15 protein-coding genes are annotated in these 15,677 nt (G+C 45.8%); 7 read left to right on the top strand and 8 right to left on the bottom strand.

Annotation, left to right across the window (positions count from 1 at the left end; translation table 11 throughout):
* Positions 1 to 4 precede the first annotated feature (4 nt).
* Together FEN17_RS24450 and aroB are read right to left on the bottom strand one after the other, a co-directional pair.
* Positions 5 to 580 carry a DUF4136 domain-containing protein gene (locus FEN17_RS24450; protein WP_138368043.1) on the bottom strand — a complete coding sequence of 192 codons (576 nt, stop codon included), beginning with the start codon at positions 578 to 580 and terminating at the stop codon, positions 5 to 7.
* 88 nt (positions 581 to 668) lie between these two features.
* Positions 669 to 1,703, bottom strand: coding sequence for a 3-dehydroquinate synthase (gene aroB / locus FEN17_RS24445; RefSeq protein WP_138368042.1), 1,035 nt, complete (start codon positions 1,701 to 1,703; stop codon positions 669 to 671).
* Between the two features lie 284 nt (positions 1,704 to 1,987).
* On the opposite strand from aroB, the gene FEN17_RS24440 reads away from it, so the two are divergent.
* A complete protein-coding gene (locus tag FEN17_RS24440; RefSeq protein WP_138368041.1) occupies positions 1,988 to 3,043 on the top strand; it encodes a VOC family protein in 1,056 nt (351 codons plus the stop codon).
* On the opposite strand, the gene FEN17_RS24435 is transcribed toward FEN17_RS24440, so the two are convergent.
* Positions 3,040 to 4,017, bottom strand: a complete 978-nt coding sequence (locus tag FEN17_RS24435) for a 1-acyl-sn-glycerol-3-phosphate acyltransferase (RefSeq protein WP_138368040.1) — start codon at positions 4,015 to 4,017, stop codon at positions 3,040 to 3,042. The two genes, FEN17_RS24440 and FEN17_RS24435, sit on opposite strands and share 4 nt — an antisense overlap.
* Positions 4,018 to 4,134: 117 nt before the next feature.
* Between FEN17_RS24435 and FEN17_RS24430 the strand changes: the two genes are divergently transcribed.
* Both FEN17_RS24430 and FEN17_RS24425 read left to right on the top strand, forming a co-directional pair.
* Entirely contained in the window at positions 4,135 to 5,175 is a 1,041-nt protein-coding gene (locus FEN17_RS24430) for an aminoglycoside phosphotransferase/kinase family protein (RefSeq protein ID WP_138368039.1), read from the top strand.
* Positions 5,176 to 5,225: 50 nt separating this feature from the next.
* Positions 5,226 to 6,074: a TIGR01459 family HAD-type hydrolase gene (locus FEN17_RS24425; protein ID WP_138368038.1), complete on the top strand. Its 849-nt coding sequence runs from the start codon at positions 5,226 to 5,228 to the stop codon at positions 6,072 to 6,074.
* Positions 6,075 to 6,090: 16 nt separating this feature from the next.
* Here the strand turns inward: FEN17_RS24425 and FEN17_RS24420 are convergent, their stop codons facing one another.
* Complete coding sequence (locus FEN17_RS24420; RefSeq protein ID WP_138368037.1) at positions 6,091 to 7,080, bottom strand: N-acetylmuramoyl-L-alanine amidase family protein; 990 nt, start codon at positions 7,078 to 7,080, stop codon at positions 6,091 to 6,093.
* 136 nt (positions 7,081 to 7,216) lie between these two features.
* On the opposite strand from FEN17_RS24420, the gene FEN17_RS24415 reads away from it, so the two are divergent.
* Positions 7,217 to 8,758 (top strand): YifB family Mg chelatase-like AAA ATPase, encoded by a 1,542-nt coding sequence (locus FEN17_RS24415; RefSeq protein WP_138368036.1) that lies wholly within the window; start codon positions 7,217 to 7,219, stop codon positions 8,756 to 8,758.
* Between the two features lie 69 nt (positions 8,759 to 8,827).
* Positions 8,828 to 9,475 carry a Uma2 family endonuclease gene (locus FEN17_RS24410; RefSeq protein ID WP_138368035.1) on the top strand — a complete coding sequence of 216 codons (648 nt, stop codon included), beginning with the start codon at positions 8,828 to 8,830 and terminating at the stop codon, positions 9,473 to 9,475.
* A gap of 10 nt (positions 9,476 to 9,485) precedes the next feature.
* Here the strand turns inward: FEN17_RS24410 and FEN17_RS24405 are convergent, their stop codons facing one another.
* The 3 genes from FEN17_RS24405 to FEN17_RS24395 all read right to left on the bottom strand — a co-directional run bounded on the left by FEN17_RS24405 (position 9,486) and on the right by FEN17_RS24395 (position 12,398).
* Positions 9,486 to 10,298: a hypothetical protein gene (locus tag FEN17_RS24405; RefSeq protein WP_138368034.1), complete on the bottom strand. Its 813-nt coding sequence runs from the start codon at positions 10,296 to 10,298 to the stop codon at positions 9,486 to 9,488.
* 151 nt (positions 10,299 to 10,449) lie between these two features.
* Positions 10,450 to 11,274: an enoyl-ACP reductase FabI gene (locus FEN17_RS24400; protein ID WP_138368033.1), complete on the bottom strand. Its 825-nt coding sequence runs from the start codon at positions 11,272 to 11,274 to the stop codon at positions 10,450 to 10,452.
* Positions 11,275 to 11,378: 104 nt separating this feature from the next.
* On the bottom strand, positions 11,379 to 12,398 hold the full coding sequence (locus FEN17_RS24395) for an alpha/beta hydrolase (protein WP_138368032.1): 1,020 nt from the start codon (positions 12,396 to 12,398) through the stop codon (positions 11,379 to 11,381).
* Positions 12,399 to 12,565: 167 nt separating this feature from the next.
* Here FEN17_RS24395 and FEN17_RS24390 point away from each other — a divergent pair, with 167 nt between their 5' ends.
* Positions 12,566 to 13,252 carry a response regulator transcription factor gene (locus FEN17_RS24390; protein ID WP_138368031.1) on the top strand — a complete coding sequence of 229 codons (687 nt, stop codon included), beginning with the start codon at positions 12,566 to 12,568 and terminating at the stop codon, positions 13,250 to 13,252.
* Positions 13,253 to 13,354: 102 nt separating this feature from the next.
* Complete coding sequence (gene hemB, locus FEN17_RS24385) at positions 13,355 to 14,335, top strand: porphobilinogen synthase (RefSeq protein ID WP_171037998.1); 981 nt, start codon at positions 13,355 to 13,357, stop codon at positions 14,333 to 14,335.
* Between the two features lie 118 nt (positions 14,336 to 14,453).
* Here the strand turns inward: hemB and FEN17_RS24380 are convergent, their stop codons facing one another.
* Positions 14,454 to 15,542, bottom strand: coding sequence for a Fic family protein (locus FEN17_RS24380; protein WP_138368030.1), 1,089 nt, complete (start codon positions 15,540 to 15,542; stop codon positions 14,454 to 14,456).
* Positions 15,543 to 15,677 lie beyond the last annotated feature (135 nt).

The raw sequence follows: 15,677 nt of genomic DNA, 5'->3' as shown, positions 1-15,677 counted from the left end.
TAATTTATCTCCCAACCGCCTCGCTATATCTCCTCGGATCATATCCCTTCGCAAAAAGCGGATACTGGTCAAAAATCCTTCTTACGACGCTGCGGTAGTGGTTATTAGAATTTTCTACGCCTTTGAAAATACCTGACGCGTAGCCTCTCCAAACGACCTGGTCACTTTCCGCGTCGATCAGGGAGACGATCAATGTTCCTTTGTCCAGCGCGTATTTGATTGGTTCGTAGCGGAAACCGTCATTTTCGGTATCTACCCAGTTTTTGATGACCGGCTGCATATAACCCTGGTAACGCAGGTTATCGTAGAAGATACCGTAGTTGACGAGTAATGTAGGTTTTTCGGCGGTGAGTTTGTAGCCTCTCACCTGCATCTGGCGACGGATCGCTTCGTAAATTTCTGTGCAAAGATTGTTGGTATCCCGCTCACATTCCAGAAAAGTATAGGAAGAGTAATCTTTAAAGTTGGTTTCGTAGCTGTAATCATGCTCCACAAACACTTTCCGACCACCCGAGCAGCCCGCAATTATAATTACCAGTAACAACGCGGAATAAAGTAAAATAGACCTCAGCATAAGCATTAATTTGTCAGGTTGTGAATAAAATATATTTCAGAATGTATCAATACATTGTTGACAACCAGTAGCTTATCCCAAGATCTGTAAAAAATTATCCCAAATAATAAGCTATTGATTTACGCATTTCCGAAGCAGTTACTACAATATCATAAGCACATTGCCCTGCTCCTTCCAGCAATGAAAACCGCACTTCTTTTCCTTTGTTTTTCTTGTCCTGACGCGTCAGGGCGATGATTCTCTCTACATCCTCCGGCGCAATCTCTACCTTACCATACGTGGCAAACAGAAATTCTTCAATATCGGTCATCGTTTGCTGGTCGATCATTTTTCTTTCCAGAGACAGAAAGCTTTCCATGATCATCCCGATTGCGATGGCTTCTCCGTGGTACAGACGCTGATTTGTGGGTTTTTCCAAAAAACAGGTTTCCACCGCATGCCCTAATGTGTGTCCGAAATTCAAAATCTTCCTCAACCCTTTTTCCCTGGGATCTTCCTCTACTACCCGCTGCTTGATCTTCACCGAATGTCCGATCAGGTCCTCCCAATTCTGCTCCTCAAAATCTTTATGACTGATTTCCTCCCACTTATCCTTATCCGCGATCAGGCAATGTTTGATCACTTCCGCAAAACCAGATCGCAATTCACGCTCCGGCAAAGACTTCAGAAACGCCGGATCTATTAGTACACTATTTGGAATATTGAAAACACCTAAATGGTTTTTAAAACCCTGAAAGTCAATTCCCAACTTACCTCCGACGCTGGCATCGACCTGCGAAAGCAAAGTCGTCGGCACTTGTATAAAATCTATTCCACGTTTATAAACCGCCGCACAAAATCCACCCATATCCCCAATCACGCCGCCACCCAGATTAATCACCAGCGCATGCCGGTCGAGTTCCTCTTTTGTAAGCGCTTCCCAGATTTTTTCGCACGTTGCCAGGGTTTTGTTTGCCTCCCCCGCAGTAACGGTAACGATCGTATGTTTGGGTAAAACTGCCTTTAAAGCTGGATAACAATGTTTTTTGGTATTGTTATCGGCTATTACAACTACTTTTGAATATTGAAAAGAACTTAAAAATCCCTTTAAGCTTTCGCTTATCGGCGCAATAACTACTGATTGGTTCATTCGAAAACTTCAATTGAGACAAGCTCATCACACATACGATGAGAGCACCCAAATGGATGCGTTGATTCCCTTCTTTCTGAAATAATATTCTGGAAATCTATTTTAAAGATAGGAATTATTATGTTTATCAAATAAACTATTGGCGTTTGTATCCCAAGAAATTTTCCCCGATCTACAATTTCAGTTCAACTTCCCCACCCGGCGACTGGTTTGCATTTTATTTCGTAAAATTGCCGATCCGAACAACCCTGTCATTTATTTCATTTTAAAATACAACTCAACGAATGAGTACTCCGCTGATCTCAGGAATCCAACAAGTAGGAATTGGTTGTCAAAATGTGCCCGAAACATGGAAATGGTATCGTCAGGTGCTGGGTTTTGATGTTCCGGTTTTTGATGAAAAAGCGGAGGCGCCGCTGATGATCCCTTATACCGGTGGAAAAGTACAACAAAGACATGCCGTGCTGGCGATCAATATGGCTGGTGGCGGCGGTCTGGAAGTATGGTCATTCACGAGCAGAAAATCTCAGCCTTCCAATTTCAAAATCGAGCCCGGAGATCTGGGTATTAATGCAATACGGTTTAAAGCGCCGGATGTTAAAAAGGCGCACGAGTGGCTCAAAAGCCAATCCAAGGAGGCAGTCGGCCCGCTAGTAACATTACCGGAAGGTGAAGGTTTCTGGGGTACCGATCCCTACGGAAATACATTTCAGATCACGAGCGACAATACCTGGTTTCAGAAAACCGGAAAGCCTGTCGGCGGCGTGGCAGGGGTGGTAGTCGGCGTTTCGGACATTGACCAGTCTGTGATTTTTTACGAAAACCTGTTGCAGCCGCTGGAAGTGGTTTATGATTTAACAGGAACATTTGACGACATTCCCGCTTCCATTCCAGGACAGCGTTTCCGCAGAATGCTGCTTCGCAAAAGTTTCAGCCCGCATGGCGCATTCAGTAAGTTGCTGGGCGACATTCAGATCGAGCTCATCCAGGCCATCGACCGGACGCCTAAGAAGATATTTGAAAACCGTTTCTGGGGAGATTGTGGCTATATCCATTTATGCTTTGACACATTGGATATGAACACATTAAAAACCAAACTCCAATCCCAGGGCTATCCTTTCACGATCGACAGCGAGAGTTCCTTCGGCATGGAATCCGCGGCAGGCCGCTTCGCTTATCTGGAAGATCCGGACGGAACATTGATCGAGCTCGTGGAAACCCACAAAGTCCCGATTTTGAAAAAAGTAGGCTGGTTTATGGATTTACAAAAAAGAAAAACCCAAAAGCCGCTGCCAGACTGGATGTTGAAAACGATGGGATTTGGTCGGGTGAAAGACTAATACTTACTTCCTACCCAGGCCAGCAGCGGCAACGTTATAAATAAGCCTAATCCTGCGGCCCAGCCGGCAAAAATTCCCAGGATCAGAGAGAGCAGCCCTACAATTATCGGATACACATACACCAGCAATCCAAACAGAACCGAATCGTAAAAAACGGTCCTGGCCGTGAGCTTTGCGGCCTTTTTAGTGAAAAATGAATAGATCGGCTGGTGAATGATACGTCCGACGGCGCCGATTGCCCGAAGCAGTACATTACCATTACCCCGGGCAGGTTCCCCGCCAAAAAAAGCATTTAGCCTGTGTATCTGTTCCGTCCTCGGTAAGTCTCCGGGGATGGTCAGGATTTCATGATTCATTTTTGCGGTCAAAATTTCATTGAACTCGCGCAGCCATTTTTCATAATCCCCCGGGCTGGTAGCGATATCCGACTGACTGATCGGATCTCCAAATTGAAGGGAAACCCGCTTGCCGAAGCCGCGGAAATGCTCATAGTTTACACCGGTCGGGATTACCTTCATCGTGGGCAGCGCGTCGTCACCAAACCAGATTTTATGGGCCATCCGGGCGGTACCCTTACCCAGCGGTCGCAAGTTCCATTCATTGACACAAATCCCCTCCGAAAATACCAGTACTGGAGCGCCCTTTTTCAGTGCCTGGTGACTTTCATCGGTGGTAACGTCATGATTCTTAACATATTGCCTTCCCTCCGATCCTCTGAAAACCGGGATCAGGTTAATCTGTCGAAGCCAGAATGCTATTTTAGGTTTTTTGAAAACATCCCCTCTGGTAAGTGTGTACATGGGCTTTTGCAAAACCGAGCCAATCACCAGTGCATCGAAAAACGAACCCGAGTGATTGGAAGCAAAAAGCAGCGGCAACTCCTGGGGCAGCTTCTTCTCTCCTTTAATAAAAAGTTTTCTTAAATAAATCGGCAGGCCGAGGCGGATCAGGAAGCGGGAGAAAAGATAGAACAAAGTCGGAAAGTGTAAGTTTTTACAAAATTATGGGAATATTTTTTTATGCTACCTTTGAAGCCGTAAAACTCTCCGGAGCCCGGCATCAACCTGCTGAAAACCTAACGATTTGATGTAATGCGTTTAAAAGATTATCCCGAAATTATCCGCCATGCCTGGGCTGGCTTCGATAGTTCGATCGGTGTGAAGTTGGTAGTGGACATTAGCGCCAAAGTTTCGACCAACCACGTTTTCAGGGTTACCCTCGATAATGATGATATTGTGATTGCCAAGCTCTCCTACTTTGGCAAATATGAGCATTTCAAAGAAGATCACCGGATCATTCAGGCGCTTGCCAATAATTTGCTGTATCCTTTTGAGAATGTATTGGCGAGGTCGCTTGTCAAGAATAATCAGGTTTACACCTACCGTTACCAGGAAGATTTTGTGGATACCTGGGTCGTGTTTTACAATCCGATCAGGGCTATGAACCGGCTTCCACGGAGGCTGAATGAGGACCAGATCCGGAAATTGGGCGCTGAGGCCGCCAAGTTTCACCTGGCTTGTTTCCGGGCAAGCAAGTCGATCCCGAAATCTTCCAAAAACCTGCGTACCGACATCCAGCATTTGCTCGAAATCCTGGAAACGGATACCGGCAAATACGAACACCGCGGGTATATCAGCACATTGAAAAGGCAGTGCGATATTTTTATGAAGAACATTCAGCGCCTGAATGTCAGCAGTTTTGATAAAATGCCGGTATTTGTAGACTGGAATATTGGCAACTTTTCGGTCACTGATGATCTGAAGATTTTTTCAAGATGGGACTATGACTGGTTCCGGGTTTCGTCCAGGATCATGGATTTTTACTTTTTCAGCCGGGTGGTTTCCAATGTTGGCGACCGTACGGTTTTCAGCTACCTGATGGGCCCGCTGATGGAAGACCGGTTTATGATTTTTTTACAGGAATACCATAAAATTTATCCGCTTACCGAGCGCGAAGTCCTTTTTATGAAGGAAGCCTACCGGTTTTTTATCCTTAACTATGTCATTAAATACGGCAAATATTTCTTTCACCGTTCGTACTGCACCAAATTGCAGAAAGAAGCTTATGAGTTATATTTTCCATCGATCGACGGTTTTGATGCCGAAAAAATCCTGAGGGTTTTGAAACTCTAATAAATACCCACACTACTCATTTTTCACTCCTAAGACACCAGCTCACCACCATGATCCTCGACAATTTTAAGTCTGTTATCTCCAAATATGATGTGATTTTCTTCGACGCTTTCGGCGTTTTAAAAACATATAATGGCCTGATTCCGGGCATTGAAAATACATTTGCGTATCTCAGGGAGCACAACAAAGACTTTTACGTGGTGACCAATGATGCTTCCCGCGGCCCTGAGGAACTCGCTCAGAGCTATGTGAAGCTGGGTATCAATGACGTAACGCCCGACCGGATCATTTCTTCCGGGATGCTGGCTCGGGAATATCTGGATTTGAAAGTAAGAAAAGGGATTGTGGCGTACGTGGGTACCGATAAGTCGGCACATTATATTGAAACTGCTGAGCTGAAAACCATGTCGATCCGCCAGTTAGACCTGGACCATGTGGGTGACATTAATGCATTAGTTTTCCTTGACGACGAGGGTTTTGACTGGAATACTGACCTTACCAAAACCCTGAATTTACTTCGGAAACGTAACATTCCGGTGATCGTCGCGAATACGGACAAAACTTATCCTGCCTCAAAAAGCCGCCTTTCGATCGCAGTAGGGGCTCTTGCCAAAATGATTGAAGATACCATCGGCAGGCAGTTTATCCGCTTCGGAAAGCCCGATCCGCAAATGTTTATTTTTGCATATCAACACATTAAAAACTACCCTGACGTCAGCAAAAGAGATATTCTGATGGTCGGCGATACTTTGCATACCGACATCCTGGGCGGCAACAAATTTGGTCTGGACACGGCGCTGGTACTTACCGGTAACACCCAGGCAGAAGACGCCGAAGTGCGGATTAGGGCGACCGGAATTATACCGACTTACATTTGCGTTTCGGCGGTGGTTGAGTAGGAGCGTTTTCAACCTATTATTTCTCCGAAAGCGTAACATAAAACTCCGACGCACGCTGGGATTCCTGGTTTGCTTCCTCGGTTTTGCCTAGTTTATCCAGAATGACGGCGCGGCGCTGGTGACATTTGGCTGCTACGTAAGAATCTGGAAATGAGCGGGCTGAGCGGGTGTAGAGGTCGTAAGCTTGCCTGAGCGACGCGGTATCTTTTTTGGCAAACACTGTATTGGCTTCTTCAAAATCCTGTCGCCAGCGTTTAGCGATTGGCGTCATACGTTCGGCTTCCTGGAAAACTTTGAATGCAGGTATGGCAGGGACCTTTGAGTTTTTAGGAAGGATTTTCGCGATGGGTTTTTGGAAGAAATGTTCAATGGTCTCTGCATAAGCCACGGCTTCTTTCCGGTTATGCGCCTCCGTTTTCAGCTTTTGTTCCTCCTTCGCATTTGTAAAAAATGAAGCCTCGGCCAACACAGCCGGAATGCCATAAGTATTGCGCAAAACCGACGCACCTGCCTCAGGAAAAATCGTAAAATCGGACACTACCGAAAGTTCTGCCTGCTTGTGATGAAGGTTTTCGCGCAAATGTCCGCCAAGCGATAATCCAAACGCTACGCTGGCGATGTTTTCCGATTCATTTCCGTGAAAATAAATGATCGGAAAATTGACGGAAGAATCCGCAGTAGCATTATGATGGATCGAGATAAAAAGATCTGCTTTATTTTCGATTGCAAGTTTGGATCGGTCCAGTAAGGAAACTTCGTTGTCCTCGGTCCTAGTCATGATCACTTTCGCGCCCCTGGCTTCCAGCATTTTTTGCAACATTAACCCGACCCGGAGGTTGATCCACTCTTCCCGCTCACCCGACGGCCCCACGCGATAATGATCCGTGGCCGCTGTACCGCCGTGACCAGGATCGATGCAAATAATTTTCCCGGTGAGCGCGGTGACAGGCTGGCCAGAAACGCCCACATTAACTAGCAGAAAGAGAAACACATATATTTTATTCATACGGATTTGGCGATTAGAACTTAAAGTAAGCAGCAATGTCAGCATAGTCAAGTCCCGGAAATAGGATGACTCGATTCTGCAATTTCCTGCTATTTTTGCCAAAAATCTTCCTATTTATCATTCAAATTACACACACATGTTGGCTAAAACTTATGGCAGTGCTGTATTTGGCGTAGATGCGCAAATCATTACCATTGAGGTAAATGTCGGTCAGGGGATCGGCTTTTTTATGGTCGGGCTGGCCGATAGTGCGGTGAAGGAAAGTCAGCAGCGGGTCGAAGCTTCCCTCAAATATTTTGGCTACAAAATGCCCCGGCAAAAGCTGGTCGTCAATCTGGCACCCGCGGATATCAAAAAGGAAGGTTCATCTTACGACCTGCCGATCGCGCTCTGCACGCTCGTAACTTCCGAGCAAATCACCTGCGAGCTCAACACCGAAGACTACATTATCCTCGGTGAACTTTCCCTCGACGGTATTTTAAGACCGATTAAAGGTGTCTTGCCAATCGCGATCGAAGCCCGTAAGCGCGGGTTCAAAGGTTTTGTACTTCCAGCCGAAAATGCGCACGAAGCGGCAATCGTCAACAACATTGACATTATCCCCGTAGAAAATCTCACCGATGCAATCGCCTTTTTTGAAGGCAAGCTGAAAATCGATCCGCTTGTGGTGGACACGAGGGATTTGTTTTTTACCTCACAAAATGAGTACGAAGCGGATTTCGAACACGTGCAAGGTCAGGAAAATATTAAACGTGCTTTGGAAATCACCGCTGCCGGCGGGCATAACGCGATCATGATCGGTCCACCGGGGGCTGGAAAAACGATGCTGGCCAGACGGATTCCCAGCATTCTGCCTCCGTTGTCTCTGCCGGAAGCCCTGGAAACGACCAAAATTCATTCGGTTGCCGGGAGGCTGGGAAAACAGGCAACATTGGTTTCTACAAGACCATTTCGCGCGCCGCATCATTCGATCAGCGATGTGGCGCTTGTTGGCGGAGGCAGTTATCCGCAGCCGGGAGAGATATCGCTGGCCCATAATGGTGTGCTTTTCCTTGATGAGCTGCCGGAATTTAAGCGGAGTGTGCTGGAAGTAATGCGGCAGCCGCTGGAAGAAAGAAAAGTGTCGATTTCGCGGGCAAAAATGTCGGTGGAATATCCGGCCAATTTCATGCTAATCGCGAGCATGAACCCCTGTCCCTGTGGCTATTATAACCATCCCGAGCGAGAATGTGTCTGCGCGCCGGGTGTTGTGCAAAAATACCTGAACAAGATCAGCGGCCCGCTCCTGGACCGGATCGACCTTCACGTAGAAGTTACCCCGGTATCTTTCGATCAGATTTCCTCCACCCGCAAATCCGAGAGCAGCGAACAGATCCGTGAGCGCGTGATCAAAGCCCGCCAGCGCCAGATCGCGCGCTTCAAAGACAGAAAAGAAATTTATTCCAATGCCATGATGACGCCTGAAATGGTCAAGGAAATCTGCGTGATTGAAGAAGTCGGAAAAGCACTTCTACGCAAAGCCATGGAGCGACTCGGCTTATCTGCCAGAGCTTACGACCGCATTTTGAAAGTATCACGCACCATCGCCGATCTGGCAGATAGTGACAATATCAAAGTCGAACACCTCGCCGAGGCGATTCAATATCGCAGTCTGGATCGGGATAACTGGGCAGGCTAGCCAGCCTTTTTGTATTATTTTTTAACCTTAAGTTTTTTAAATTTGGAAACACAACTTGTAAAAAAAGAGATGAGCAGGCGTATTCTTTCCACCATTCTTGACGAACCGGATGCATATTTATTGATGCAGGAAGTCCAGGCTGTGCTGGATAAGGAGCGCGAGCGTAGAATACAATTCTACAATGATATTACGGAGCAGGAGAAGGTTGAGTTTATTAATGGTGAAATCATCGTGCACTCTCCGGTGAAGAAAAAGCACAACAAGGTCTCGCTACTCCTAGCACAACTGCTGAACATTTACGTGACCAAGCACGATTTAGGTTTTGTAGGTATCGAAAAAATCATGATCACGCTTTCGAGAAATGATTACGAGCCGGATATCTGCTTTTTTGGAAAGGAGAAGGCGGAGCAGTTATCCGATAATCAAACATTATTTCCCGCTCCGGACCTGGTGATTGAAGTTTTATCAGATTCTACCGCGAAGCGCGACCGTGGCGTGAAATTTCAGGATTATCAGTCGCATGGAATTCCGGAATACTGGATTATTGATGCTGAAAATCAAACTATTGAGCAGTATTATCTTGAAGGAGAAGAGTATCAACTCGTTTTCAAGTCATCCAGAGGCGACATTAAAAGCTTCGTCGTCGAAGGCTTCGAAATCCCTGTCGCGGCAATTTTTAATGAAAATGAAAATCTAAAAGCCCTTCAAGGCTTCTAGATTCCCCTACTCAAAGTTCCTCTATACTTACTCCCCCCAATTCCTGAAAAAGCGTCTGCCAGTAATGTGTTACGTGCGGATTGTTTTCTTTGGTTGAAGCAGTCGGTTCGAAAGGTGAAACAATTGTTACCTGTGGAGAGCCAATTGCGTATTGTTCCAGTTTTTTTGAATCCGTTTTTGCATCTGATTCTGCCTCAGAATCGTCCTTTGGCGGTTTTACGTGGAAATCCCTTCTGTCTGCGCCTTTTACACTTTCGACCATATCACTGAAATAATACACTTTCACATCCGAACCACTTTCGCCGGCTTTGGCAATCACAGGTAAACTTGCCCAGATGTCGGTGGATTGATTGGACGATCCCGTATTCTGTTGGTTCAGTTTTGCCAATAATTGACGTAGATATATCCCCTTTTCTTTTTGAAGTGACAATTGAAATGCAGTCTCAATGCCTTCCCGGTCGGTTGCATTGGCGGCGGACATATCATCTCTTTCACTCCGGACTGTCAGCGACAATGCTCTTGCTTTGGAGGTGTTTTCGTGGATAAAATATACTTCCAGCTTGTCGCCCTTGTTTTTCATATTTTTCTCAATGATGTCGGTCAGCGCCTGGCGGTATTTTTCGTTCACGTAGTTCTTATCGACGTGCACGCTTTGGGTTTTATCTAAAAAAATAAGCGAATAAACCGGCGCGTCAGGGGCTGCCTGCGTCGCCTCTTTTTCTTTTCCGCATGAAAAGAGGAATAATGCGGTCATCGAAGCAAACAAAAACTTGGCTGGGGAGTGATACTTTTTGAAAAAGGGGTTACTTGATTGAGGCTTCATAGGTCTATTTTATTTTGGCTAAAACTAGCTGGTTCACAGATAGCACACAACGCCAAACGGGCGCTCCGGACAAATATTTTAACAAAAAAAGAAAACCCTTCAAAACGTGTGCCTTGAAGGGTTTTAATATTTGATATGTAGCTCAGCAATGTTACGCTTTATGCTGGTTCTGGATCAGCTCGACGAGATCTTCGGAAATACCTGTTGATGAATATCCGCCGTCGTGATACAAATTTTGCATGGTCACAAAACGCGTCAGATCGGAGAATAATGTGATGGCGTAGTTGGCGCAATCATCGGCAGTAGCATTGCCCAGCGGGCTCATTTTCTCTGCAAATTCATAAAATGCATCAAACCCTTCAATTCCAGAACCGGCTTTGGTTTTGGTAGGAGACTGCGAAATGGTATTTACACGCACATTTTTGGCTTTTCCGTAGCGATAACCGTAACTGCGAGCAATGCTTTCGAGCAAAGCTTTGGCCTCGGCCATGTCGCTGTAAAAAGAGTAGGTGCGCTGGGCCGCAATGTAGGATAATGCCACAACCGATCCCCACTCACTCAATGCATCCTGTTTTTCGGCTACCTGCAAAAATTTATGCAGCGAAATTGCAGAAATGTCGATGCCTTTTTGGAACCAGTCGTAGTTCAGGTCACCGTATTCTTTGCCTTTTCTTACATTCAAAGACATTCCGATGGAATGCAGCACGAAATCGATTTTTCCGCCCAGGATTTCAACGGATTTGCTAAAAAGATTTTCGATATCCTCAACAGAAGTGGCATCAGCGGGAATGATCTGGGCGTCGCATTGTTTGGCGAGATCATTAATTGCACCCATCCGCATCGCGATCGGCGCATTGGTCAATGTAAAAATGGCACCTTCTTCTTTCGCTTTCAGTGCAACTTTCCAGGCAATGGAATTTTCGTCCAATGCACCTGAAATGATTCCTCTCTTTCCTTTTAATAAACCGTAAGCCATGTTCCTGTTCTATTGTTAATTAATTAGGATATATCCTTTTAGGGCGGCAAAGTAAAACAATTTTAGCCGCTAAAACCAGATTCTTATTGCTTCCAATATTGTTTTCAAGGCTGCATTACCGCTGCTTCGACCGGCTTCATGTGCAGCTTTTCCTGGAAGAATGCGTCCGTTGCCTCATATACGCTTTTCACATCTTTGGACCGCAGCCGTGAAGCGATCACGTGGTCGCCAGCTTCCGGAAATGCTTTCTCCACTTTCATATCAGCCGGCGTGCCGAGCTCTTTAAACATTTTCCTGATCGCCTCCACAGAGACCACCGGGTCCTGCTCTTTTTCATTTTTATAATAATAACCCACAAAAACCGGCATTTTGATTTGCTGGAATGTCGCTGGTTTTACGATTGCATCCATCATTTGCTGCAATGTCAGCAAACCATTGGTATGATAACCCTGCAACCAGTAATTCGCCTTTTCCGCATCATCATCTTTTCCCATATTATGCTCACCCATCACATTATGCAGGATTTGCTTTCCCCAGGGGTGGGTTATGAGTTTCAATGAAGGGTTTGCCACAGCAAAGCAAGGTGAATACAGGATTAAACCTTTGATCTCGGGATGGTTTGCAGCCAGATAAGATGAAAGTAACCCGCCCGCAGAAGTGCCGATCAGGATCACGCTATCTCCTAAAACTTTCCCGATCGCCAGTGCGCGTTTTGCGCCAGCGAGGAAATTGGCGGGGGTCAGATCGTCAAATGCATTGGTATCGGCGATACCGGCGTCGTGCAAACGTGCCAGGTATAAGTTAGCGCCGTATCTTTTTGCAAGGTCCACATTCACCGGGTCACCTTCGGCCCAGCTTGCGCCGAAACCATGAATGTAAACAACACTATACGTAGTCTTTTCTTTTTTGCCTGAATCTGCCCAAATGATACGCGCCTCATTGTCAGGCTTCAACTTGGGAGTCGCGAGCTCAGTCTTGCGTATCTCGTCGTCCAGTTTGGCAAGGTCGGTAGTTATTGTGGGTAAAACCGGCGTCAGGCGCGCTTCGGGAACTTTGGGGCCAACAAAATAGACGATTGTAAGAAGGACGATCAATCCCACCGTCCAGAGAAGGAATTTTAACATTTTTTATGAGCTAAGAAGGTTTCCAACACTCGAAAGATCGTTAGTTTTAGGCACTTAATCATCAATTAAAAAAGTAATCCGCCGATTTCTGAGAGAAGTAAAAACAGCCGTTTCCTTACTCCCCGATCGCGATTTACTATCTTGCAACCTAACTAATGCCACTGCCCATGCCTAATCTTTTACTGGTCGAGGACGACGCGAATTTGGGTTCTCTTTTACAGGAATATCTGATAGACAAGGGTTTCCCGACGGACTTGGCGACCGACGGGCAAAAAGGATGGCAGAGTTTTGTCGATAAAGAATACGACCTGTGCATTTTCGATGTGATGATGCCAAAAAAAGACGGGTTTTCGCTGGCAAAAGAAGTGCGGATGACCGGGCGCGACGTACCCATCATTTTCCTTACTGCGAAATCGATGAAGGAAGATACGATGCAGGGTTTCAGGGTAGGCGCGGACGATTATGTGACCAAACCTTTTGACCGGGAAGAGCTTTTACTTCGCATTGAAGCGATCCTTCGTCGCTATAAAAAACAGCCTGACGCTGCCGAGGAGGCGAAAGTTTATCAGATCGGGCAGTATGTTTTTGATTACAGCCACCAGCAGCTCACGGCAAACGAAAAATCGGCCAGGCTGACCAGCAAGGAATCAGAGCTTTTAAAATTGTTTTGCCAAAATCTCAACCAGCCTATCAGCCGCAGTTTCGCCCTCAAAACCATCTGGGGCGACGATTCTTACTTCAATGCGCGCAGCATGGATGTGTACATTACCAAATTGCGTAAATATCTGCGCGAAGATCCTTCTATTCAGATTATGAACCTGCACGGCGAAGGTTTCAAGTTGCTGGTTGGCTAAAAACCGGAACTTCCGTTTTCTATGGTTGGTTTTCTTTCAAGACGCTTTTAATGTCGCAATCAAAAACACCGACAGTGTAATGCTGATCGCCTAAAACCTATCATGATCCAATTATCCCGTCGTCCCCGACGCAATAGAAAATCAGCCGGAATCAGGGAGCTGGTGCAGGAAACTACGCTACAAGTTTCCGATTTTATCTTTCCAATGTTCGTTCAGGAAGGTTTCAATCAAAAGGTTGAGGTCAAATCGATGCCAGGTATCTACCGGTTTTCGCTGGATAATCTTTTGGAAGAACTGAAAGAAGTGACGGATCTTGGCATACGCGCCATCGATCTTTTTCCAAATTATCCCGAAGGGAAAAAGGACCGTCTTGCCAGCGAAAGTTATCATGAGAATACATTCTATCTCAAAGCGATCACGGCGATCAAAGAGAAATTTCCGGAGCTGGTGATCATGACCGACGTCGCGATGGACCCGTATAGTTCTGACGGTCACGACGGTTTGGTTGAAAATGGCAAAATCGTGAATGATGCGACGCTGGAAATTCTGGGTAATATGTCGCTGGCACAAGCCAAAGCCGGCGCCGACATTCTCGGGCCGAGCGATATGATGGACGGGCGGGTTGGTTACATTCGTAAACATCTTGATTCACATGGTTTTACGGACGTGAGCATTATGTCTTACTCCGCCAAATACGCCAGCGCATTCTACGGACCCTTCCGCGATGCGCTGGAATCGGCTCCGAAATTCGGCGACAAAAAGACCTACCAGATGAACCCGGCCAACAAGCGCGAAGCATTGCTGGAAGCGCAGCTGGATTTCGAAGAAGGCGCTGATATGCTGATGGTGAAGCCCGCACTTTCCTACCTCGACATCATTCGCCTGCTCGACGAAAACTTCGACATCCCGATCGCAGCCTACAACGTCTCCGGCGAATACGCCATGATCAAAGCCGCCGCCCAAAACGGCTGGCTCGACGGCGATAGGGCCATGATGGAAGTGCTGATGAGTATCCGGCGTGCTGGGGCGAAGTGTATTTTGACGTATTTCGCGAAGGAAGCGGCGGTGATATTGAATGGGTAATACATTCTATTAAAAGTGGCATTTCTTATAAACGAAGCTGAGAACGTTTATAAGAAATGCCACTTTTTTATAAATGACATTCATAACGTTTATAAAAAAGTGCTGTTTTTTATAAACGTTATGACCTGTTTTTCGCTTCGGCGAATAATCTGAACAAATGCTGGTTCACATAAAAATTAGATTTTCCCAGCTGAACCTTCTCCACTAACCCTGCTTGACTCAATTTTTCCAGATAAGTCCTTGCAGTTTGATAATGTATCCCAAGATCATTTTCGAGGAATTCGATTTTGGTATAAGGATGCTTAAAAAGTGTTTCCAGTAAATCTTTGCTATACATTTTCGGGAAACGGGTTCGTATTTCCTGTTTGAAATTATCCATCAGATTTCTGATGCTATCGATAAGCAAAATTGAATCGCTCGCTGTTTCTTTCACCCCGACGAGCATAAACAAAATCCACTCTTCCCAGTTATCTTTTGTTCTCACTTCCTGTAAAAGGCGATAATAGTCCGGCTTGTGCTGAATAATGTAGCGGCTCAGATACAAAATAGGGATGTCGAGCAAACCCATCATCGTGAGATAAAGGATGTTGATGATCCGGCCAGTCCTGCCGTTTCCGTCGTAAAAAGGATGAATGCTCTCAAACTGATAGTGAATGATCGCCATTTTAACTAATGGATCCAGGTCTTCGGGTGTGTGTTCATTCATGTATTTTTCAAGATTGGACATCAGCCGGACAATTTCGTCATGTTTCTGCGGCGGCGTAAAGACAACCTGACCCGATGCTTCATTCTTCAAAACAGTGCCTGGCACCCGCCGAAAGCCTGCCTTATTTGCTTCCAACTCTTCCTGAATTTGAATAATGTAATTAGACGACAGAAACCCGCTTTCTTTCACAAGGGCAAAACCCTTTCGAAGTGCACGCGCGTAATTGATAACCTCCTTGGTCTCCCAACTCAGAACATGCTCGCTTAGTAATTCAGCTTTGAAAATTTCGTCGTGCGTCGTAATGATATTTTCGACAGCCGAACTATCCTTCGCTTCTTGCAAAACAAGGGTATTAATCAGGATCGACTCGTTTGGAATTGTACGGACAGTCCCTTTCAGCTCGGCAAGATGTTTATGCGCCTCCGTCACCTTCCGAAGCACTTTCCTGGTCTCCACATCCACGGACAAAGGCAGTAGGGACAGCTCAAAAGGTTGTTCCATTAATTTATTTAACTTTATATTTAACAACTCGCGAAATTTTCAGGCGGAAGACGGATCCAAACTACATTATTAAATACCTGAGAATTATTACAAGATCAAGTTTTTTAAAACAATTTCAATAAACCGACCTCAGCT

The organism is Dyadobacter luticola (genome assembly GCF_005860805.1).
GTDB classification, from domain to species: Bacteria; Bacteroidota; Bacteroidia; order Cytophagales; family Spirosomataceae; genus Dyadobacter; species Dyadobacter luticola.
The sequence above is the reverse complement of the archived record's forward strand: the minus strand, read 5'-3'. Positions and strand labels throughout refer to the sequence as shown.